20 protein-coding genes and 1 tRNA gene are annotated in these 22,180 nt (G+C 67.9%); 18 read left to right on the top strand and 3 right to left on the bottom strand.

The features are described 5' to 3' along the window. Positions 1-1,191, top strand: a 1,191-nt coding sequence (gene tuf / locus KF737_RS21230; protein ID WP_296460125.1) for an elongation factor Tu, incomplete at its 5' end; no start/stop codon positions are given. Between the two features lie 291 nt (positions 1,192-1,482). After that, positions 1,483-2,322, top strand: coding sequence for a DUF2807 domain-containing protein (locus KF737_RS21235; protein ID WP_296460127.1), 840 nt, complete (start codon positions 1,483-1,485; stop codon positions 2,320-2,322). A 107-nt stretch (positions 2,323-2,429) separates the two neighbouring features. On the opposite strand, the gene KF737_RS21240 is transcribed toward KF737_RS21235, so the two are convergent. Next, the gene (locus KF737_RS21240) at positions 2,430-2,654 is read right to left on the bottom strand and encodes a hypothetical protein (RefSeq protein ID WP_296460129.1); all 225 of its coding nucleotides are present in this window, start codon (positions 2,652-2,654) and stop codon (positions 2,430-2,432) included. Positions 2,655-2,855: 201 nt separating this feature from the next. Between KF737_RS21240 and KF737_RS21245 the strand changes: the two genes are divergently transcribed. From KF737_RS21245 to KF737_RS21285, 9 genes are all read left to right on the top strand, one after another. Beyond that, positions 2,856-2,931 (top strand) — tRNA-Trp (locus tag KF737_RS21245). Positions 2,932-3,004: 73 nt separating this feature from the next. After that, positions 3,005-3,319, top strand: coding sequence for a preprotein translocase subunit SecE (secE, locus tag KF737_RS21250; RefSeq protein ID WP_367273256.1), 315 nt, complete (start codon positions 3,005-3,007; stop codon positions 3,317-3,319). Positions 3,320-3,324: 5 nt separating this feature from the next. Next, positions 3,325-3,897, top strand: a complete 573-nt coding sequence (nusG, locus tag KF737_RS21255; protein ID WP_296460134.1) for a transcription termination/antitermination protein NusG — start codon at positions 3,325-3,327, stop codon at positions 3,895-3,897. A gap of 12 nt (positions 3,898-3,909) precedes the next feature. Beyond that, the gene (locus KF737_RS21260; RefSeq protein WP_296460137.1) at positions 3,910-4,338 is read left to right on the top strand and encodes a GxxExxY protein; all 429 of its coding nucleotides are present in this window, start codon (positions 3,910-3,912) and stop codon (positions 4,336-4,338) included. A gap of 190 nt (positions 4,339-4,528) precedes the next feature. Continuing rightward, entirely contained in the window at positions 4,529-4,960 is a 432-nt protein-coding gene (gene rplK / locus KF737_RS21265; RefSeq protein WP_296460140.1) for a 50S ribosomal protein L11, read from the top strand. 4 nt (positions 4,961-4,964) lie between these two features. Continuing rightward, positions 4,965-5,654, top strand: coding sequence for a 50S ribosomal protein L1 (gene rplA, locus KF737_RS21270; RefSeq protein ID WP_296460142.1), 690 nt, complete (start codon positions 4,965-4,967; stop codon positions 5,652-5,654). A gap of 368 nt (positions 5,655-6,022) precedes the next feature. Then, a complete protein-coding gene (locus KF737_RS21275) occupies positions 6,023-6,520 on the top strand; it encodes a GNAT family N-acetyltransferase (RefSeq protein ID WP_296460146.1) in 498 nt (165 codons plus the stop codon). A 7-nt stretch (positions 6,521-6,527) separates the two neighbouring features. Then, complete coding sequence (locus KF737_RS21280; RefSeq protein ID WP_296460149.1) at positions 6,528-7,352, top strand: enoyl-CoA hydratase-related protein; 825 nt, start codon at positions 6,528-6,530, stop codon at positions 7,350-7,352. Positions 7,353-7,407: 55 nt separating this feature from the next. Beyond that, positions 7,408-8,610 (top strand): acetyl-CoA C-acetyltransferase, encoded by a 1,203-nt coding sequence (locus KF737_RS21285; RefSeq protein WP_296460152.1) that lies wholly within the window; start codon positions 7,408-7,410, stop codon positions 8,608-8,610. Here KF737_RS21285 and KF737_RS21290 read toward each other — a convergent pair. Further along, the gene (locus KF737_RS21290; RefSeq protein ID WP_296460154.1) at positions 8,607-8,885 is read right to left on the bottom strand and encodes a type II toxin-antitoxin system RelE/ParE family toxin; all 279 of its coding nucleotides are present in this window, start codon (positions 8,883-8,885) and stop codon (positions 8,607-8,609) included. The two genes, KF737_RS21285 and KF737_RS21290, sit on opposite strands and share 4 nt — an antisense overlap. Beyond that, positions 8,882-9,079, bottom strand: a complete 198-nt coding sequence (locus KF737_RS21295; RefSeq protein ID WP_296460159.1) for a hypothetical protein — start codon at positions 9,077-9,079, stop codon at positions 8,882-8,884. Before KF737_RS21295 ends, KF737_RS21290 begins: the two co-directional genes overlap by 4 nt. Positions 9,080-9,507: 428 nt before the next feature. Between KF737_RS21295 and rplJ the strand changes: the two genes are divergently transcribed. The 7 genes from rplJ (at position 9,508) to rpoC (ending at position 22,113) form a co-directional block, all read left to right on the top strand. Next, positions 9,508-10,023: a 50S ribosomal protein L10 gene (rplJ, locus tag KF737_RS21300; RefSeq protein ID WP_296460162.1), complete on the top strand. Its 516-nt coding sequence runs from the start codon at positions 9,508-9,510 to the stop codon at positions 10,021-10,023. A gap of 41 nt (positions 10,024-10,064) precedes the next feature. Further along, positions 10,065-10,454 carry a 50S ribosomal protein L7/L12 gene (rplL, locus tag KF737_RS21305; RefSeq protein ID WP_296460165.1) on the top strand — a complete coding sequence of 130 codons (390 nt, stop codon included), beginning with the start codon at positions 10,065-10,067 and terminating at the stop codon, positions 10,452-10,454. A gap of 210 nt (positions 10,455-10,664) precedes the next feature. Continuing rightward, the gene (locus tag KF737_RS21310) at positions 10,665-11,321 is read left to right on the top strand and encodes a hypothetical protein (RefSeq protein ID WP_296460168.1); all 657 of its coding nucleotides are present in this window, start codon (positions 10,665-10,667) and stop codon (positions 11,319-11,321) included. 48 nt (positions 11,322-11,369) lie between these two features. Continuing rightward, positions 11,370-12,446 (top strand): helix-turn-helix domain-containing protein, encoded by a 1,077-nt coding sequence (locus tag KF737_RS21315; protein WP_296460171.1) that lies wholly within the window; start codon positions 11,370-11,372, stop codon positions 12,444-12,446. Positions 12,447-12,537: 91 nt separating this feature from the next. Further along, complete coding sequence (locus tag KF737_RS21320) at positions 12,538-13,347, top strand: sterol desaturase family protein (RefSeq protein ID WP_296460173.1); 810 nt, start codon at positions 12,538-12,540, stop codon at positions 13,345-13,347. Between the two features lie 409 nt (positions 13,348-13,756). After that, positions 13,757-17,827 (top strand): DNA-directed RNA polymerase subunit beta, encoded by a 4,071-nt coding sequence (rpoB, locus tag KF737_RS21325; protein ID WP_296460176.1) that lies wholly within the window; start codon positions 13,757-13,759, stop codon positions 17,825-17,827. A gap of 95 nt (positions 17,828-17,922) precedes the next feature. Then, entirely contained in the window at positions 17,923-22,113 is a 4,191-nt protein-coding gene (gene rpoC, locus KF737_RS21330) for a DNA-directed RNA polymerase subunit beta' (RefSeq protein ID WP_296460179.1), read from the top strand. The last annotated feature ends 67 nt before the right edge of the window (positions 22,114-22,180 follow it).

A 22,180-nucleotide genomic window follows, 5' to 3' on the forward strand; every position in this document is an offset into this window, starting at 1 on the left:
ATGGCCAAAGAGAAGTTCGAACGCAACAAGCCGCACTGCAACATCGGCACGATTGGTCACGTGGACCATGGGAAGACGACGCTGACGGCGGCGATCACGATGGTGCTGGCGAAGAGTGGTGGCGCGACGGCGAAGTCGTACGCGGACATCGACGCGGCGCCGGAGGAGAAGGCGCGGGGGATCACGATCAACACGGCGCACGTGGAATATGAGACGGCGAACCGTCACTACGCGCACGTGGACTGCCCCGGGCACGCGGACTACGTGAAGAACATGATCACGGGCGCGGCGCAGATGGACGGCGCGATCCTGGTGGTGAGCGCGGCGGACGGCCCGATGCCGCAGACGCGCGAGCACATCCTGTTGGCGCGCCAGGTGGGTGTGCCGGCGCTGGTGGTGTTCATGAACAAGGTCGACATGGTCGACGACGCCGAGCTGCTGGACCTGGTGGAGATGGAGGTGCGCGAGCTTCTGTCGAGCTATGAGTTCCCGGGGGATGACATCCCGATCGTGAAGGGCTCGGCGCTGGCGGCGGTGGAAGGCAAGACGCCGGAGATCGGGGAGGACCGGATCCTGGAGCTGATGACGGCGGTGGACACCTACATCCCGCAGCCGGAGCGTCCGGTGGACCTGCCGTTCCTGATGCCGGTGGAGGACGTGTTCTCGATCTCGGGCCGGGGCACGGTGGTGACGGGCCGGATCGAGAAGGGGATCGTGAAGGTCGGGGAGGAAGTGGAGATCGTGGGCATCCGCCCGGTGCAGAAGACGACCTGCACGGGGGTGGAGATGTTCCGCAAGCTGCTGGACCAGGGTCAGGCGGGGGACAACGTGGGCGTGCTGCTGCGCGGCACGAAGCGTGAGGACGTGGAGCGTGGCCAGGTGCTGTGCAAGCCGGGCTCGATCACGCCGCACACGGAGTTCCTGGCGGAAGCCTACATCCTGACGAAGGAGGAGGGGGGGCGTCACACGCCGTTCTTCACGAACTACCGCCCGCAGTTCTACTTCCGGACGACGGACGTGACGGGGATCATCAAGCTGAAGGAAGGCGTGGAGATGATCATGCCGGGCGACAACGCCGAGCTGACGGTGGAGCTGATCACGCCGATCGCGATGGACCAGGGCCTGCGCTTCGCGATCCGCGAAGGCGGCCGCACGGTGGGCTCGGGCGTCGTCTCCAAGATCATCAAGTAGGCTGAGCGAAAGCGAAGACCGGACGAGGCCGTCGGGGCGACCCGGCGGCCTTTTTCCTTTCCCTCCCCTTCATGGGGAGGGACAGACCGCGGAGCGGTCAGGGTGGGGAAGTGCGGGCCGGAACGCGGCGCTTGCGCCTGATCCACACTTCCCCACCCGGCCTCGGCTCCGCCTCGTCCACCCTCCCCATGAAGGGGAGGGATGGATGACATCTGAGTCATGACCGACATTTAAGCTGTGGCCACACGCCGCCACGACTAGCGTCACGTCACACCCGAAGGGGACTGGGACATGACGCCGAAGATCGCCCTCATCGCCGCGACCGCCGCATTCGCCGCCGGGTCGGCGCAGGCGGCCTCGGTCGAGATCAGGGACGCCGTCGCCCGCGTCACCGTGGTCCCCGAGGACCGCGCCGACATCAAGGTCGACATCGTGCGCACGCACGCCAAGCTGCCGCTCGCCGTGCGGACCCTCGGCGACAAGACCGTCGTCGACGGCGACCTCCACCGCACGATCCGCGGGTGCAACGTCGCGAGCAGGCAGCCGCACGTCACGGTGAACGGCGTCGGCCGCGTCGACTACGAGCAGATGCCGCAGGTCGTGATCTACACGCCGCGGAACGTGTCGCTCTCCGCGAACGGCGCGGTCGTGGGCGCCATCGGCCGGTCGGGCGCCCTCGACCTCTCGAATTCGGGCTGCAGCGCCTGGACGATCGCCGACGTGGCGGGCGCGGCCGAGATCCATGAATCGGGCGCGGGCGTCATCCGGATGGGCGCTTCGGACCGCCTGGAGGTCCACCTCTCCGGCGCGGCCAACATCGACGCCGCCCGCGTGCGCAAGAGCCTGGACGCCCGGCTTTCGGGCGCCGGAAACGTCCGCATCGCCGAGTTCACCGGCGACATGCAGGCGCAGGTCTCGGGCGTCGGCAGGATCGACGTGAAGAACGGCAAGGCCACGTCTGTGCGCGCCTCGGTGTCGGGCGTCGGCTCGGTGGGCTTTGACGGGACCACGCAGGACCTCGACGCCTCGATCTCGGGTCTGGGCGGCGTGCGCGTCGAGCAGGTGACCGGCAATGTGCGCAAGTCGGTGTCCGGCGGCGGCCGCGTCTCGATCGGCAACCGGCCCGGCTAGAGCATTCGGCGGTTCGCTTGAACCGTCGAATGCTCAACGCTTCGCCTGGAAATAGACCATTCGGCTTCCCGACCTCGGACCAACCTAAGCGCCGAATGGTCTAGGCCTCAGCGGCCGGGGCGCGAGGCGCCGTCGGCCTGATCCGTCTCGGCCTGGTTCGGCGCGTGGCCGGCTTTCTGCCCGCCGCCGCTGGCCGGATCGGTGAGGGTCTTGGACGATTTCGCCGAACCTTCCGCGCCGGGGGGCTCCGTTGCAGGGCGGGCTGCGCCGGCCTTCTGGTCGCGATCGCGGTTGTAGGCGGCGTCGTGCGAGGTCTGGCGGTCATCGGGCATGGGCGTTGAACGCCTGCCCGCGGCCTTCGATCCCGGGGCGCCGTCAGGGAAGAGGCTTGAAACCCCCCGCGGCTTGCGTCATACGCCTGCGTCCTACCCGACATCGTTGGAGTCTGCTTTTCTAGCCGCCGCGTGCGGACGACGGGTGTTCAGCCCGGGACCTGGAAACGCAGGGTTCGAGGAGGTCGGAAAGGGCGACTTAGGAGTGTAGCTCAGCTGGTAGAGCGTCGGTCTCCAAAACCGAAAGTCGTGGGTTCGAGTCCCTCCACTCCTGCCACCCTATATAAGTCGGACCACAGGAACCGGAGCGTCGCTGAAGCGCCGTTCCAGATGAGAGTTTGAAGAGCCGGATGGCCAGGAAACCAAGCCCGCAAGCGATGCGCGAACGCGCGGCGAAGACCGCCGCGGTGATGGCCACGCCGGGCGGCGCCGTCGCGGCGCCCAAGAAGACCGGGCTGATCGAAGGCCTGCGCAACCTGCCGAAGTTCGCCATGGAAGTGCGGGCCGAAGCGCGCAAGATCACCTGGACCAGCCGCAAGGAAACCTGGATCACCTCGGTCATGGTGGCGATCATGGTCGTCCTGGCCGCGTTCTTCTTCTTCGTGGTCAACTGGCTCCTGAACACCGGGATCACCATGATCCTGAAGCTCGCGACCTCCGGATAATCGATATGTCTGAAGCCAGCACCACCGCCGTCCCCAAGGGCAACCCGCGGCACAAGTGGTACATCGTCCACGCCTACTCGAACTTCGAGAAGAAGGTGAAGGACTCCATCCTCGACCAGGCGCGGCAGCACGGCCTCGAGGAGAACTTCTCCGAGGTGCTCGTGCCGACCGAGGACGTGGTGGAGATCCGCCGCGGCCGGAAGGTGAACTCGGAACGCAAGTTCTTCCCCGGCTACGTGCTGGTGAAGATGGAGCTGACCGACGAGGCCTACCACCTCATCAAGAACACGCCGAAGGTCACGGGCTTCCTGGGCTCGGGCTCGAAGCCGATCCCGGTCTCCGAGAAGGAGGTCGAGCGCATCATCGGCACGATCGAGGAGGGCGTGGAGCGGCCGAAGCCGACCATCACCTTCGAGATCGGCGAGCAGGTGCGCGTCACCGACGGCCCGTTCGCCAGCTTCAACGGCTCGGTCGAGCAGGTCGACGAGGAGCGCGCGCGCCTGCGCGTCACCGTCTCCATCTTCGGCCGCGCCACCCCGGTCGAACTGGAATACGGCCAGGTCGAGAAGATCGCATAGAACACGCGCGTCTTGGAACACGAAGACCACGAAGGACGCGAAGACCCCAAAGGATACGGTGGTCTTCCGGAGAGCGTGGAGGCGGCCGGCCGCCAGGTGGTAGACGCTGCGCTGAAGGTTCACCGCAGTCTCGGGCCGGGGCTGTTGGAGTCGGCCTATGAGCTTTGCCTCGCCCACGAACTTGCGCGTCGTGGGATTCCCGTTCGGCGGCAGGTGGCCTTGCCCGTCGAATTCGAGGGGCTACGGCTCGATGCAGGGTATCGCCTGGACATGGTCGTCGACGACATGGTTGTCGTCGAAGTCAAAGCGGTCGAGGCGCTGTCGCGCCTCCATGGGGCGCAAATCCTCACATATCTCCGCCTATCCGGAATGAAACTTGGTCTTCTGGTGAACTTCAACGCCGTTCAACTACGGCAAGGCCTTCGCCGCTTTGTCCGCTGACCTTCGTGGTCTTCGCGCCCTTCGAGCTCTTCGTGTCGAACGACAGCCGCGGTTGCCTCCGAACGTCCCGCCTGCTACACGCGCCGGCTTCGCGGGGAGGCCTGCGAATTCAAATCCGTGGGAGGGGGCGGCCACCGTGACCCCGCACCACGGCTCAAACCGGCCGGGTTCCGGCCACTGAGGAGCAAAGATGGCCAAGAAGATCTTGGGCTATATCAAACTTCAGGTGCCTGCGGGCTCCGCGACGCCTTCGCCGCCCATCGGGCCGGCGCTGGGCCAGCGCGGCGTCAACATCATGGGCTTCTGCAAGGAGTTCAACGCCCGCACCGAGAAGGAAGCGAAGGGCACGCCCCTTCCGACCGTGATCACGGTCTATCAGGACAAGTCGTTCACCTTCATCACCAAGACGCCGCCCGCGTCGTTCTTCATCAAGCAGGCGCTCAACATCAAGTCGGGCTCCAAGGCGCCCGGCCGCGACAGCGCCGGCAAGATCACGCGCGCCCAACTGCGCGACATCGCCGAGAAGAAGATGAAGGACCTCAACGCGAACGACGTCGAGGCCGCCGCCAAGATCATCGAGGGCTCCGCGCGCTCGATGGGCCTTCAGATCGTGGAGGCCTGATCCCATGGCCAAGCAACCCAAGCGCACGAAGGCGTGGACCGGCGACGTCACCGCCACGCACGCCCTGACCGACGCCGTGAAGCTGGTGAAGGCCAACGCCAACGCCAAGTTCGACGAGACCGTCGAGATCGCCGTCAACCTGGGCGTCGACCCGCGTCACGCCGACCAGCAGGTCCGCGGCGTCGTGGCCCTGCCGTCGGGCACCGGCCGTGACGTCCGCGTCGCGGTCATCGCCAAGGACGCCAAGGCCGAGGAAGCCAAGGCCGCCGGCGCGGAAGTCGTGGGCGCCGAGGACCTGGTGGAACGCATCCAGGGCGGTTTCATGGACTTCGACCGCGTGATCGCGACGCCGGACATGATGGCCCTCGTCGGCCGCCTGGGTAAGGTGCTGGGCCCGCGCGGCCTGATGCCGAACCCGCGCGTCGGCACCGTGACGCCGAACGTCGGCCAGGCCGTGAAGGACGCCAAGGGCGGCTCGATCGAGTTCCGCACCGAGAAGACCGGCATCATCCACGCCGGCATCGGCAAGGCCTCGTTCACCGAGGAAGCCCTGGAGATCAACGTCAAGGCGCTGATCGACGCTCTGAACAAGGCCAAGCCGTCGGGCGCCAAGGGCGCCTACATCAAGAAGATCAGCCTCTCCTCGACGATGGGCCCGGGCTTCAAGGTGGACGGCGCGACCGTCGGCGCCTAATCGGCGCCGGGATAGACGACGTGAAGGCGCGGGGGGCCACCTCCGCGCCTTTTCTGTTGGCTGAACTTGTGTTGAGGCGGTGGCCGGGCGCGACAGCGCGCGCTGCTGGCGCGAGGATTCAACCGCGGAGATCGCAGGGATACGCAGAGGGGCCCGAGGCCCGCACAGCCCCCCTGCGTATCTCCGCGATCTCCGCGGTTCGTCAATTACGGCGGTTCCGCCGCCCATCCGGTCATAGGCGATCGCCTGCACTCGACCGGAACATCGTTTTCTTTTTGCTAGGGTGGCCAACCGCGCCAACCGAGAGGTTGAAGGTTCGATTCCTTCACCTGCCGCCAGCGCCTCGGCGGGACACCGTGGAGATGCCGATGGACGTGACCCTCGAACCCGCCGCCGACAGGCGGGCCACCGTCGAGAACCTCTTCCAGCTCTACGTCCACGACTTCTCGGACTTCTGGGAGACCCGGCGGGTCGAGTTCGGCGAGGATGGGCGGTTCCCGCCCTATCCGCCGTTGGCCGCCTATTGGACCGAACCCGGCGCCGAGCCGCTCCTGATCCGGGCGGACGGGCGGATCGCCGGCTTCGTGCTCATCGACCGGCACGGCCATTCGGGGCGGCCCTGCGACTTCGACATGGGCGAGTTCTTCGTCGCCCGCCCCTACCGCCGCGAGGGCGTCGGCCGCGCCGCGGCGCTGCAGGCCATTGGCGCCCGCCAGGGGCTGTGGGAGATCGCCGTCGCGCGGGCGAACACGGGCGCGCTGGCCTTCTGGCGCGGCGTCGCAGCGGCGATGTCCCCGGACGTCGAGGAGACGGATCAGGCCGACGACCGCTGGAACGGGTTCATCCTGCGTTTCCGCGTGCCATAGTCGCGCCATGGAGCTCAAGGCCACCCGCTACGACGTGACCGACGGGATCGCCGTCGTCATGCTCGCCCGCCCCAAGCGCCGCAACGCGTGGACCGGGCGGATGCACACCGAATACCGCTGGATCCTGCGCGAGGCCGACTGCGACCCGGCCGTGCGGGTCATCGTGGTGACCGGCGACCCGGACGGCGTCGCCTTCTGCCCAGGCGCCGACCTGCAGGCGCTGGAGGGGCATTCGGCGCGGGGGCAGTACGACGCCGGCACGCCCGACGACATCGCCGAGCCGGGCTATGGCGTGGACCCTGCCTTCGACGCGACGTTCGCCTACCACTTCGGCGTGGGCAAACCGATCATTGCCGCGATCAACGGGGCGGCGGCGGGCGTGGGCCTGGTGCTGGCGGCGTTCTGCGACCTGCGGTTCTGCGTGCCCGGCGTGAAGTTCACGGCCGCGCACGGGCGCTACAACTTCCCGGTGGAGTACGGGCTCTCGTGGGTTCTGCCGCGGATCATCGGCCTGACCCACGCCAACGACATCCTGCTCTCCAGCCGCGTGTTCACGGCGGAGGAGGCGGACCGCATGGGCTTCCTGAACCGCATCGTGCCGGCCGAGCGGCTGATGGACGAGGTGATGGCCTACGCGCGGATGCTGGCGACCTCGGTCGCGCCCGGCTCGGCGCGCGAGAGCAAGCGCCAGATCTACCGCGACCTGCACCGCGACGCGGCCAGCTCGGTGAAGGTCGCCGAGGCGCTGCTGGTCGAGATGTCCCGGACGCCGGACTACAAGGAAGGCGTGAAGGCCTTCATGGAGAAGCGCCCGCCGGCCTGGAGCGGCTGACCCCTTGACGGACGCAGGGTGACGGCCCCAGGGACGGAGCCAACAAGCCGAGGAGATGCCCGTGAGACGCGCCGCCATCGTCAGCCCCATCCGCACCGCCGTGGGCAAGTTCCAGGGCAGCCTGGCCAGCATGACCGCCGGCGAGTTGGGCGCGGTGATCCTGAAGGCGCTGGTCGAGCGTACGAAGGTGGACCCGGCCAAGGTGGACGACGTGATCTTCGCCCAGGGCTACGGCAACGGCGAGGCGCCGTGCATCGCGCGCTGGTCGCTGCTGGCGGCGGACTTCCCGATCGAGGTGCCGGGCTATCAGCTCGACCGCCGCTGCGGCTCGGGCCTGCAGGCGGTGATCGACGCGGCGATGATGGTGCAGACCGGCGTGGCCGATGTGGTGATCGCCGGCGGCGTCGAGAGCATGAGCAACACCGAGTACTATTCGCTCGACATGCGCAACGGCGCCCGCGCCGGCTCGGTGACGATGCACGACCGCCTGGCCCGCGGCCGGGTGATGAGCCAGCCGATCAGCCGGTTCGGGGTGATCTCGGGCATGATCGAGACCGCCGACAACCTGGCCCGCGACTACCAGATCAGCCGCGAGCAGGCCGACGAGTACGCGGTGATGAGCCACCAGCGCGCGACCAGGGCCTGGGCCGACGGCAAGTTCGACGACGAACTGGTGCCGGTGTCCGTGCCCCAGAAGAAGGGCGACCCGGTCGTCTTCGCCAAGGACGAGGGCGTCCGCGCCGACGCCAGCATGGAGACGCTGGGCAAGCTGCGCGCCATCGAGAAGGACGGCGTGGTGACGGCCGGCAACGCCAGCCAGCAGAACGACGCCGCCGCCGCCTGCCTGGTGGTGGCCGAGGAGAAGCTGGCCGAACTCAACCTGGACCCGATGGGCTGGTTCGTGAGCTGGGCCGCGGCCGGCTGCGATCCGTCGCGGATGGGCATCGGCCCGGTGCCGGCGGTGAAGCGCCTGTTCGAGCGCACGGGCATGGGTTGGGACGACATCGACCTGGTCGAGCTGAACGAAGCCTTCGCGCCGCAGGTGCTGGCGGTGCTCAAGGGTTGGGGCTGGGACGAGCGCGACCGGCTGAACGTCAATGGCTCGGGCATCAGCCTCGGCCACCCCATCGGCGCCACCGGCGGCCGCATCCTCGCCAACCTGCTGCGCGAACTGAAGCGCCGCGACGGCAAGTACGGCCTGGAGACCATGTGCATCGGCGGCGGCCAGGGCATCGCGGCCATCTTCGAGGCGGCTTAGGGGTTCGGATCCCGGCTGGTGTGTCGGATGCGTATGACGACGACGTCATCGTCTCCGACAGAATATGCCACGGCGTATGGCGTTCCGCGCACGACGATCTCGCGCAGTCCCTCAATCGGCGACTTGCGCCCTCTGTTTGGGAACAGGGCGAGGCTGTCGATCGCCTGCTCGATAGCTGCCCTGAGCCTCGCGGCGGCGCGCGGGCTGTCTGTCGCGAGATAGGCGACGGCGGCTTCGAACTCAGCTCGCGCCGGCTTCGAGATACGGACGATCAAGCCTCGTGGTCGCCGTACTTGGCGCGCATCTCGGCCTTGACGTCTTCCCAATCGTAGACCTCGCCGCGCGCCACCGCGTCAAAGCCCTCCTGGATATAGCGACGGTAGGCTTCCAGCTTGTCGACGTATTCGACCGCCGCCTCTTCGACGCCTGCGCCCGGGGGCGGATCGCTGGTCGGGATTCGTTTCGGCATGGCCGACTCCTGTCGTCCAGACCCTAGCTAATTCCCGTTTCGTTCACCAGCGCCTTCGGCGCGCATGGGGTCGCGCGAAGGGCCTCGACAAGCCCGCGCGGCTGGAGGCTTGGCTTGCTGCGGGTTGAAATGGCGGGGCTCTTCCTGTACACGCCCGCGCTTCGCCGCTCCCTCGGGGGTTGCGAGGACGGGAGGCCCCACTCTTCATGGGGCGGGTTTCCCATCCTGTCCAAGAACTGTGCAGCCGCCGGGGTCGCCGGAGGCCGTAACGCGAGGAGGGGCCCCTCCTCAGGCGCAGGGAGACGGGAAGATGACGGCTCGATCGTTCCACCGCAACGCGGCGGGGGCGACGGCTGCGGCTTCTCTCACAGGACAGGGCTTACGGCGACCGCCTCTTGCGGCCGTCGAACCTGAGTATGGAGACCGCAATGGACCGCGCTCAAAAGCAGGACGCCATCGAAGCGCTGAAGGGCGTCTTCGCTGACGCCGGCGCCGTGGTCGTGACCCACTACAAGGGTCTGACCGTTGCGGAAATGACCGATCTGCGGGGCAAGCTGCGTGAGCAGGGCGCCAAGCTGCAGGTGGTGAAGAACACCCTCGTCCAGAAGGCTCTGGGCGGCTCGATCGGCGAGGCGGGCGACGCCCTCTTCAAGGGTCCCGTCGCCATCGCCTTCGCGGCCGATCCGGTGTCCGCCGCCAAGGTCGCGACCCAGTACGCCAAGGACAACGACAAGTTCTCCGTCATCGGCGGCTTCATGGGTCAACAGGTGCTGGACAAGAACTCGGTGACCGCCCTGGCCACCCTGCCTTCGCTGGACCAGCTCCGCGCCAAGATCATCGGCCTCCTGCAAGCCCCGGCGACCAAGATCGCCGGCGTCCTGCAGGCGCCCGCGGGTCAGCTCGCTCGCGTCGTCGGCGCCTACGCCGCCAAAGACGCCGCCTGATCGTCACTTCCCGACAAACCTCTCTTTAAGGACCACATCACATGGCCAATCTCGAAAAGCTGGTGGACGACCTGTCCGCCCTGACCGTCCTGGAAGCCGCTGAGCTCTCCAAGCTGCTGGAAGAAAAGTGGGGCGTGAGCGCCGCGGCTCCGGTCGCCGTCGCCGCCGCTCCGGGCGCCGGCGGTGGCGCCGCTCCGGCCGAAGCCGCCGAAGAGCAGACCGAGTTCACCGTTGTTCTCGCCGCCGGCGGCGACAAGAAGATCAACGTGATCAAGGAAGTCCGCGGCGTCCGTCCGGACCTCGGCCTGAAGGAAGCCAAGGACCTCGTCGAAGGCGCTCCGCAGAACGTGAAGGAAAACGTCTCCAAGCAGGAAGCGGAAGAGATCAAGAAGAAGCTCGAAGAAGCCGGCGCGACCGTCCAGATCAAGTAGGCCGAAGCGCGACAAGGTCGCGCGTCTACCTCTTGATTACGCCTTTCTCGCGAGAAAGGCGGGGACGCGCTGGAACAGCGCTTCTGCAAAGATCGAAGGGCCGGGAGCGATCCCGGCCCTTTTTTCATACCCCCGATCGGGGGAGGGCAGGGACGCCGCGCCGGCGCACCCTCACGCTCAGGAGAGCCGTGTCTGGGGGGCGCGACGACGATGAGACCGATTGTGCTGGGCGGCGTGGCCGCTGTGCTGGGGCTGGCCTTCGTGACGGGGGCCAGGGCGCAGACCGCCTATGACATCAACCGCCTGAACGCCGCGATGCAGATCTGCAACTCGCCCGCCGGCGCGACGATGGCGGAGTGCGCGCAGCTTCGCGCCAAGATGGGCATGGGGGCGGGCCCGTCCATCAACCTGCCCGGCGGCGGCCTGAGCGGCCTGGCCAACGGCAACAAGGCGGCCGCGGCCGCCGGCATCCTGGGCATCATCGGCCAGGCGCAGGCGCGCACCCAGGCGGCGCCGGCGGTCCAGGCCGCCCCGGCGGTGAATGCCGCCGCGGTGCAGGAGGCGATCAAGCTCTGCGTGCAGAACGCCAACGGCAATGCGACGGCGATCCAGGCCTGCCTGCAGATCGCCAGCGCGGCGCGGCCCGCCGCGGTCGCCGCCCCGGCGCCCTCGCTGGGCATCGGCGCCTACCAGGCCGCCCAGCCGGCGGCGGCGCTGCCGCCCGGCACGCTGCCGACGGTGGCCAACAGCCAGGCCGCGGCGATGGCGACCTACCAGGGCGCCCAGAGCTATCAGGCGTGCGCCGCGGCCAACCCGACCAACTGGCAGTCGTGCATGCCGCTCCTGAACGGCGGCGCGCCGCGCTGAGCAGGCCCTGACGCGGCGAAGCGGCGGACGCATGCTAGCCTCCCGGGCATGGGCGAATCCGCAGCTCTGATCAGCGCCTTCGTGCATGGCCTCGCGGCCGGCGCGGTCCTGGTGATCGCGCTCGCGGTGGGGCGCAGCGGGCTGGGCCGGCACGTCCGGATCGCGACGGTCCTGATGGCGCTCAGCGTGGTGGGCTGGGTGATGGTGGAGTCCCGGCCGCTGTTCCACGCGATGGGCGAGCCGGCGGCGCTCGAGGCCCTGGCCTGCCCGGTGGCCGGCCTCTTCTGGCTCTTCCTGCTGACCGTGTTCGCCGACTGGAAGGTGACGCCGCTGACGCTTGCGCCGGCGCTGGTCCTGCTGGTGACGGGGATCGCGCAGGGCTTCGTCCACGCCTCGGTGTCCGATGTGCTGTGGAGCGCGCGCAACGTGTTCAGCGCGGCGCTCGCCCTGCATGCGGCCTTCCTCGTCCTGCGGGGCTGGAGCGACGACCTCGTGGAGCGCCGGCGCCGTTTCCGGGCGGTCCTGCTGTCGCTCGCGTGCCTGTTCGTCCTGGTGGAGGTCGTGGCCGGCTTCGGCTTCCGGATGACCCGCGAGGGGGCGTGGCTCACGGTGGTCGTCGGCCACCCGATCGGCGGCCTGCTGACCGCGGCGCTGACTCTGGCCATGTCGATGCTGGCGCTGACGGTCCAGCCCTCGGCGTTCGGCGCCCCGCGGCGCGCCGAGGCCGTCGTCGATGGCCGCAGCGAAGCGGCCGATCTCCGGCTGATCGAGCAGTTGAACGCGCTGATGGCCGCCGAGGCGTGGCGGCGCGAGGGCCTGACCATCGGTGGGCTGGCCGGGGACCTCGGCGTCCCCGAGCATCGGCTGCGGCGGCTCATCAACCAGCGCCTGGGCCACCGCAACTTCGCCGATTTCCTGAACGGCCACCGCATCGCCGCGGCCCAGCGCAGGCTGGCCGATCCGGCGGAGGCGCGCACGACCGTGGCCGCCATCGCCTTCGATCTCGGCTTCGGCTCGCTCGGGCCGTTCAACCGCGCCTTCCGGGCCGTGACGGGCTCGACTCCGACCGAGTGGCGGCGCACCGCGCTCGCCGCCGCCTCGCCGGAACTGCAAGAGGCTTCCTGATTCCGGAATCGGCGAGGCTCTTGCGGCCTCGGCGAGACCGCGGCCGCGCAACCGGGCCTCCTCTGCCCGATCCGACGCAGAGGAAAATCCCATGCCGCCGTTCCTGGCCGATCTTCTCCACATCTGGCTCCGCGAGATGGAGCCCACGCTGACGCGCTACGCCGTCTTCACGATCGGCGTCTGGCTGCTGCTCTGGGTGGTGCTTCGTCCGCTGCTCGCCGCCCGCAAGATCCGCGAGGAGAGCCCGCCGCCGCGCCAGATGCTGACCGAACTCCTCTATTCCCTGCGCTCCATGGCGATCTTCGCCGCCGTCGGCGTGCTGATCGCGCTGATGTACCGCGCCAACCTCTATCCGCTGGCCCACCTGGCCAACGACTGGGGTCCGGTCTGGTATGCGTTCTCGCTGTTCGCGGGGCTCGCCGGGCTGGACGCCTGGTTCTACTGGAGCCACCGCTTCATGCACGACCCGCGGGTCTTCCGGCGCTTCCATCGGCGGCACCACAGGAGCCACAACCCGTCGCCGTTCACGGCCTACAGCTTCGACGTGGGCGAGGCGCTGCTGCTGATCGGCTATCCGCTGCTGTTCCCCATGGTCTTCCCGATGCCCGACGGGGCGATGCAGTGGGTGATGCTGTACCAGATCGTGACCAACACCCTGCTGCACTCGGGCTACGAACTGATGCCGGCGCGGCGCGACGGGCGGCCGATGCTCGACTTCATCGTGACGACCACCCACCACGACCTGCACCATGCCCAGGCGGGCTGGAACTACGGCGCCTGGTTCACCTGGTGGGACCGCTGGTTCGGGACCGAGCATCCCGAGTACCGCGCGCGGTTCGCGCAGGCGGCGTGGCGCCCGTTCGGCGCGTCGCCGCAGCCGCGCCCGCTCCCGGCGGAGTAGGCGCCGCCCGCGAGGAACAATCCCGAGGCTGGCCCGTTGATCCCGGGCGAGACGACAGTTGGCAGAGCCCCCGGGATACGCCCGGGATCGACCGAAGGGCGGCGCGGAGAACACGGCTCCGCGTCGCCTCCCGTCTTTCGCGCGAGGGGGGACTTCACAAACGTCCCCAAAGGGACTATCTCCCGCCGTTCGCGAAACACCTCCCGATTCACATCTCCCGAGATGCGGCCTTCGCGCGTGCAGGCCCCGAGGCATGGTCCGTCGCCCTCCGACCATGCGAAGGGGCGCTCCCGACGATACGGGGAGCATTCCAGGGTCCGGCTCCCGTCCGCGGGAGTCCGACAGGGCGGACCCGGAATGACAGCACTCGGCGCCCGGACTCCCGTCCTGGCGTCCTCAAGGGATCAAAATGGCGCAATCCTTCACCGGTAAGAAGCGGATCCGATTCTCGTTCGGCCGCATCCCTGAAGCCGTGCAGATGCCGAACCTGATCGAGGTTCAGCGCTCGTCCTACGAACAGTTCCTGCAGCGCGAAGTGCGCGCCGGCGAACGTCGCGACGAGGGCATCGAGGCGGTCTTCAAGTCGGTCTTCCCGATCAAGGACTTCAACGAGCGCGCCGTGCTCGAATACGTCTCCTACGAGTTCGAGGAGCCGAAGTACGACGTCGAGGAATGCGTCCAGCGCGACATGACCTACGCCGCGCCGCTGAAGGTGAAGCTGCGCCTCATCGTCTTCGAGACCGACGAGGAGACCGGCGCCCGCTCCGTGAAGGACATCAAGGAGCAGGACGTCTACATGGGCGACATCCCGCTCATGACGGAGAAGGGCACCTTCATCGTCAACGGGACCCAGCGCGTCATCGTCTCGCAGATGCACCGCTCGCCGGGCGTCTTCTTCGACCACGACAAGGGCAAGACCCACGCCTCGGGCAAGCTGCTGTTCGCCGCGCGCGTGATCCCGTACCGCGGCTCGTGGCTCGACTTCGAGTTCGACGCCAAGGACATCGTCTACGTCCGCATCGACCGTCGCCGGAAGCTGCCGGCCACGACCTTCCTCATGGCGCTGGGCATGGACGGCGAGGAGATCCTCTCGACGTTCTACGACACCGTGCCCTACGAGAAGAGGAAGGGCGGCTGGGCCACCCCATACAAGGCCGAGCGCTGGCGCGGCGTGAAGCCGGAGTTCCCGCTGATCGACGCCGACAGCGGCGAGGAGGTCGCCCCGGCCGGCACCAAGATCTCGGCGCGCAACGCCAAGAAGTTCGCCGACAACGGCCTGAAGACGCTGCTGCTCGCGCCCGAGGCGCTGAACGGCCGCTATCTCGCCAAGGACCTGGTCAACTTCGAGACCGGCGAGATCTACGCCGAGGCCGGCGACGAGCTGGACGCGGGCCTGCTGGCCAGCCTGGAGGAGCAGGGCTTTAGCACGCTGGACGTGCTGGACATCGACCACGTCACGGTCGGCGCCTACATGCGCAACACGCTCCGCGTCGACAAGAACACCGTCCGCGAGGACGCCCTGTTCGACATCTACCGCGTCATGCGTCCGGGCGAGCCGCCGACGGTGGAAGCCGCGGAGGCCATGTTCAAGTCGTTGTTCTTCGATGGCGAGCGCTACGACCTGAGCTCGGTCGGCCGCGTGAAGATGAACATGCGCCTGGAGCTCGACTGCCCCGACGACGTGCGCATCCTGCGCAAGGAAGACGTGCTGGCGGTCCTGAAGACGCTGGTCGGCCTGCGCGACGGCCGCGGCGAGATCGACGACATCGACAACCTCGGCAACCGCCGGGTCCGCTCGGTGGGCGAACTGCTGGAGAACCAGTACCGCGTCGGCCTGCTGCGCATGGAGCGCGCGATCAAGGAGCGCATGAGCAGCGTCGACATCGACACGGTCATGCCGCACGACCTGATCAACGCGAAGCCCGCGGCCGCGGCCGTGCGCGAGTTCTTCGGCTCGTCGCAGCTCTCGCAGTTCATGGACCAGACCAACCCGCTGTCGGAGATCACCCACAAGCGCCGCCTCTCGGCGCTCGGCCCGGGCGGCCTGACGCGTGAGCGCGCCGGCTTCGAAGTCCGCGACGTCCACCCGACCCACTACGGCCGGATCTGCCCGATCGAGACGCCGGAAGGCCCGAACATCGGCCTGATCAACTCGCTCGCCACCCACGCGGTGGTGAACAAGTACGGCTTCATCGAGAGCCCCTACCGGCGGATCAAGGACGGCAAGACGACCGAGGAGGTCGTCTACATGTCGGCCATGGAAGAGGCGAAGCACGTCATCGCCCAGGCCAACATCAAGCTGGACGACGGCGCCATCGTCGAGGACCTGGTCCCCGGCCGGATCAACGGCGAACCGGGCCTGCTGCAACGCGACCAGGTCGACCTGATGGACGTGTCGCCGAAGCAGGTCGTCTCGGTGGCCGCCTCGCTGATCCCGTTCCTCGAGAACGACGACGCCAACCGCGCCCTCATGGGCTCGAACATGCAGAAGCAGGCCGTGCCGCTCATCCAGTCGGATGCGCCCCTGGTCGGCACCGGCATGGAAGGCATCGTGGCGGTGGACTCCGGCGCGGTCGTCACGGCCCGCCGCGCGGGCGTCGTCGAGCAGATCGACGGCACGCGCATCGTCATCCGCGCGACCGAGGAGCTCGACCCCTCGAAGCCGGGCGTCGACATCTACCGCCTGCAGAAGTTCCAGCGTTCGAACACCTCGACCTGCATCAACCAGCGTCCGCTGGTGCAGGTGGGCGACAGGATCCTGGCCGGCGACGTCATCGCCGATGGCCCGTCGACCGAGCTGGGCGAGCTGGCCCTGGGCCGCAACACGCTCGTCGCGTTCATGCCCTGGAACGGCTACAACTTCGAAGACTCGATCCTGATCTCCGAGCGCATCGTGCGCGACGACATCTTCACCTCGATCCACATCGAGGAGTTCGAGGTCATGGCCCGCGACACCAAGCTGGGCCCGGAAGAGATCACCCGCGACATCCCCAACGTCGGCGAGGAAGCGCTCCGCAACCTCGACGAGGCGGGCATCGTGGCGATCGGCGCCGAGGTGATGCCGGGCGACATCCTGGTCGGCAAGGTGACGCCCAAGGGCGAAAGCCCGATGACGCCGGAAGAGAAGCTCCTGCGCGCCATCTTCGGCGAGAAGGCCTCCGACGTCCGCGACACCTCGCTGCGCCTGCCGCCGGGCGTCGCCGGGACGATCGTGGAGGTCCGCGTGTTCAACCGCCACGGCGTCGACAAGGACGAGCGTGCGCTGGCCATCGAACGCGCCGAGATCGACCGCCTGGGCAAGGACCGCGACGACGAGTTCGGCATCCTGAACCGCAACATGACCGGCCGTCTGCGCGAACTGCTGGTCGGCAAGACCGCCGTCTCGGGCCCGAAGGGCCTGGGCCGCGGCGAAGTCACCGCCGACAAGCTGGAAGAGATCGCGCCCGGCCTGTGGTGGCAGATCGCGCTCGACGACGAGAAGGCGATGGGCGAGCTCGAAGCGCTGCGCAAGCAGTTCGACGACGCCCGCAAGCGCCTCGACCGCCGCTTCGAGGACAAGGTCGACAAGCTGCAGCGCGGCGACGAGTTGCCGCCCGGCGTGATGAAGATGGTCAAGGTGTTCGTGGCGGTGAAGCGCAAGCTGCAGCCGGGCGACAAGATGGCCGGCCGTCACGGCAACAAGGGGGTCATCTCCAAGATCCTGCCGATCGAGGACATGCCCTACCTGGAAAACGGCCAGCACGTGGACATCGTGCTGAACCCGCTGGGCGTGCCGTCGCGGATGAACGTCGGCCAGATCTTCGAAACGCACCTCGGCTGGGCGTCGGCCGGTCTCGGCAAGCAAGTCGCCGACCTGCTGGAGGCCTGGCAGCACGGCGGCCAGAAGGCGGCGCTGATCGACTACCTGCGCGACGCCTACGGCAAGGACGAGGAACTGCCCGACGACGAGGGCGAACTGCTCGAACTGGCCCGCAACCTGTCGAAGGGCATCCCGTTCGCCACCCCGGTGTTCGACGGCGCCCACATCAACGACATCGAGGATCTGCTGGAGAAGGCGGGCCTCGCCCGGTCGGGCCAGTCGTACCTGTACGACGGCCAGACAGGTGAGCGGTTCAAGCGTCCGGTCACGGTCGGCTACATCTACATGCTGAAGCTGCACCACCTGGTCGACGACAAGATCCACGCCCGTTCGATCGGTCCGTACTCCCTCGTCACGCAGCAGCCCCTGGGAGGCAAGGCCCAGTTCGGCGGCCAGCGCTTCGGGGAAATGGAGGTCTGGGCTCTGGAAGCCTACGGCGCCGCCTATACCCTGCAGGAGATGCTGACGGTGAAGTCGGACGACGTGGCCGGCCGGACCAAGGTCTACGAAAGCATCGTCCGTGGCGACGACACCTTCGAGGCCGGGATCCCGGAAAGCTTCAACGTGCTGGTCAAGGAGATGCGCTCCCTCGGCCTGAACGTGGAGCTGGAGAACAGCTGACGGGTGCGAAGCCCTCTCCCGGCAGCGGGGGAGGGCGCTCCGTCCGCCCGTCAGCTTTCGAATTTTTCGCGGGTTAGCCCGCAGAAGGAACCAAGATGAACCAGGAAGTCCTGAACATCTTCAATCCGGTCCAGGCCGCTCCGACCTTCGACCGCATCCGCATCGCTCTGGCCTCGCCGGAGAAGATCCGTTCGTGGTCGTTCGGCGAGATCAAGAAGCCGGAGACCATCAACTACCGCACGTTCAAGCCCGAGCGTGACGGCCTGTTCTGCGCGCGGATCTTCGGTCCGACGAAGGACTACGAGTGCCTGTGCGGCAAGTACAAGCGCATGAAGTACAAGGGCATCATCTGCGAAAAATGCGGGGTCGAAGTGACCCTGGCGCGCGTCCGGCGCGAGCGGATGGGGCACATCGAACTGGCCTCGCCGGTCGCCCACATCTGGTTCTTGAAGTCGCTGCCGAGCCGCATCGCCCTGATGCTGGACATGGCGCTGAAGGACATCGAGCGCGTCCTCTACTTCGAGAACTACATCGTCACCGAGCCGGGCCTCACCCCGCTGAAGCAGCACCAGCTGCTCTCGGAAGACGACTACCTGCGCTTCCAGGAAGAGTTCGGGGACGACAGCTTCACCGCCGAGATCGGCGCCGAGGCGGTCCAGGGCCTGCTGAAGGGCATCGATCTGGCCAAGACGGCCGAGAGCCTGCACGAGGACCTGAAGACCACCACGTCGGAAATGAAGCTCAAGAAGGCGTCCAAGCGCCTGAAGCTCATCGAGAGCTTCATCGAGAGCGGCAACAAGCCCGAGTGGATGGTGCTGACGGTGATCCCCGTGATCCCGCCGGAACTGCGCCCGCTGGTCCCGCTGGACGGCGGCCGCTTCGCCACCTCCGACCTGAACGACCTCTACCGCCGGGTCATCAACCGGAACAACCGCCTGAAGCGCCTCATCGAGCTGCGCGCGCCGGACATCATCATCCGCAACGAGAAGCGGATGCTGCAGGAAGCCGTCGACGCCCTGTTCGACAACGGCCGCCGCGGCCGCGTGATCACGGGCGCCAACAAGCGCCCGCTGAAGTCGCTCGCCGACATGCTGAAGGGCAAGCAGGGCCGGTTCCGCCAGAACCTGCTCGGCAAGCGCGTGGACTACTCGGGCCGTTCGGTCATCGTGGTGGGTCCCGAGCTGAAGCTGCACGAGTGCGGCCTGCCGAAGAAGATGGCGCTCGAGCTCTTCAAGCCGTTCATCTACGCGCGCCTGGACGCCAAGGGCCTTTCCGGGACCGTGAAGCAGTCCAAGCGCATGGTGGAGCGTGAGCAGCCGGCGGTCTGGGACATCCTGGACGAGGTGATCCGCGAGCACCCGGTGCTGCTGAACCGCGCGCCGACCCTGCACCGCCTGGGCATCCAGGCGTTCGAGCCGAAGCTGATCGAGGGCAAGGCCATCCAGCTGCACCCGCTGGTCTGCGCCGCCTTCAACGCCGACTTCGACGGCGACCAGATGGCCGTCCACGTGCCGCTCTCGCTGGAAGCCCAGCTGGAAGCGCGCGTGCTGATGATGAGCACGAACAACATCCTGTCGCCCGCCAACGGCCGGCCGATCATCGTGCCGTCGCAGGACATCGTGCTCGGCCTCTACTACCTGTCGCTGGCCAAGGACGGCGAGCCGGGCGAAGGCAAGGTCTTCACCGACCTGGCCGAGATCGACCAGGCGCTCGACGCCAAGGTCGTGACCCTGCACTCGAAGATCAAGGCGCGTCACACCGAGATGGACGCCGACGGCGCCGTCGTGCGGAAGATCATCGACACGACGCCCGGCCGGATGAAGATCGCGGCCCTGCTGCCGCACAACCCGGCGATCGGTCACCGTCTTCTCGAGAAGAACCTGACCAAGAAGGAGATCGGCAACCTGATCGACGCCGTCTACCGGCACTGCGGTCAGAAGGCGACGGTCATCTTCGCCGACCAGGTCATGGGCCTGGGCTTCCGCGAGGCGGCCAAGGCCGGCATCAGCTTCGGCAAGGACGACATCGTCATCCCGGCCCGCAAGGCCCCGATCGTCGAAGAAACCCGCAAGCTCGTGGAAGAGTACGAGCAGCAGTACGCGGACGGCCTGATCACCAAGGGCGAGAAGTACAACAAGGTCGTCGACGCCTGGGCCAAGGCCACCGACCGCGTCGCCGACGAGATGATGGCCGAGGTCTCCTCTGCGCCCGTCGGCGACGACGGCCGCCAGGGCGAGATCAACTCGATCTTCATGATGAGCAACTCGGGCGCCCGCGGTTCGCAGGCGCAGATGAAGCAACTCGGCGGGATGCGCGGCCTGATGGCCAAGCCGTCGGGTGAGATCATCGAGACGCCGATCATCTCGAACTTCAAGGAAGGCCTGACCGTGCAGGAGTACTTCAACTCCACGCACGGCGCCCGCAAGGGCCTGGCCGACACCGCGCTCAAGACCGCGAACTCGGGCTACCTGACCCGCCGCCTCGTCGACGTGGCGCAGGACTGCATCATCACCGAGGAAGACTGCGGCACCACGCGCGGCATCACGCTGCGCGCGGTGGTCGAGGGCGGCGACGTGCTCGTGAGCCTCGGCCAGCGCATCCTGGGCCGTTTCGCGGCCGAGGACGTGAAGGACCCGGGCACCAACGAGATCATCGTGCCGGCCGACAGCTACCTCGACGAGAACATGTGCGACCTCGTGGAGAGCGCCGGCGTCCAGTCGGTGAAGATCCGCTCGGTCCTGACCTGCGAGACCAAGGTCGGCGTCTGCGGCGCCTGCTACGGCCGCGACCTGGCCCGCGGCACGCCGGTGAACATCGGCGAGGCGGTCGGCGTCATCGCCGCCCAGTCGATCGGCGAACCGGGCACCCAGCTCACGATGCGGACCTTCCACATCGGCGGCACGGCGCAGGTGGCCGAGCAGTCGTTCTTCGAAAGCGCCAACGAGGGCGTCGCCCGGATCTCCGGCGGCAACACCGTGGTCGCGGCCGACGGCGGCCTCATCTCGATGAGCCGCAACCTGACCCTGACCGTCCAGGTCGATGGCAAGGACCGCGAGTCCTACAAGGTGCCGTACGGCGCCCGCCTGCAGGTCAAGGACGGCGGCAAGGTGAAGCGCGGCGAACGCCTCGCCACCTGGGACCCCTACACCACGCCGATCATCACCGAAGTGGGCGGCAAGGTGCGGTTCGAGGACCTGGTCGAGAACTTCTCGTTCCGCGAGGAGGCCGACGAGGCCACCGGCATCTCCAACCGCGTGGTCATCGACTGGCGCGCCAGCTCGAAGGGCTCGGACCTGCGCCCGGCCATGTCGGTGCTGGGCGAGGACGGCGCCTACAAGCGCCTGTCGAACGGCGGCGAGGCCCGCTACCTGCTGCCCGTCGGGGCCATCCTCTCGATCGGCGACGGCGACGAGGTGAAGCCCGGCGAGATCATGGCGCGGATCCCCACGGAAAGCGCCAAGACCCGCGACATCACCGGCGGCCTGCCGCGGGTGGCCGAACTGTTCGAGGCCCGGCGTCCGAAGGACTGCGCGGTGATCGCCGAGATGGACGGCCGCGTCGAGTTCGGGCGCGACTACAAGAACAAGCGCCGCATCAAGATCACCCCGGAAGACGGTGAGGCGGTCGAGTTCCTGATCCCCAAGGGCAAGCACATCGCGGTCCACGACGGCGACGTGATCCGCAAGGGCGAGTACATCATCGACGGCAACCCGGACCCGCACGACATCCTGCGCATCCAGGGCATCGAGGCGCTGGCCGACTTCCTGGTGAACGAGATCCAGGAGGTCTACCGGCTGCAGGGCGTGCCGATCAACGACAAGCACATCGAGACGATCGTGCGCCAGATGCTGCAGAAGGTGGAGATCCTCGAGCCGGGCGACACCGGCCTGCTCAAGGGCGACCACCTGGACAAGCTGGAAGTGGAAGAGGAGAGCGCCAAGGCGGAAGCCCGCGGCGGTCGCCCGGCGCTCACCCAGCCGGTCCTGCTCGGCATCACCAAGGCCAGCCTGCAGACCCGCAGCTTCATCTCGGCCGCGTCGTTCCAGGAGACGACCCGCGTGCTGACCGAAGCGGCGGTCCAGGGCAAGAACGACACCCTGGAAGGTCTGAAGGAGAACGTGATCGTGGGCCGCCTCATCCCGGCGGGCACGGGCTCGTACCTGCGGAACCTCCAGCGCATCGCCGCCAAGCGCGACGAGGCGCTCACGGCTAGCCGCGAGGAAGCCATGGAACCGCTGCCGGCCGAGATCGCCGACGCGGCCGTGGCCGAGACGGTCGAGTCGTAAAGCCCTCCAGTAGCGTCACGCGTACGAACGGCCCGGGAGCGATCCCGGGCCGTTTCCGCATCCTGAG

It is taken from the genome of Phenylobacterium sp. (assembly GCF_019636135.1).
In the GTDB taxonomy this organism is placed as follows: domain Bacteria; phylum Pseudomonadota; class Alphaproteobacteria; order Caulobacterales; family Caulobacteraceae; genus Phenylobacterium.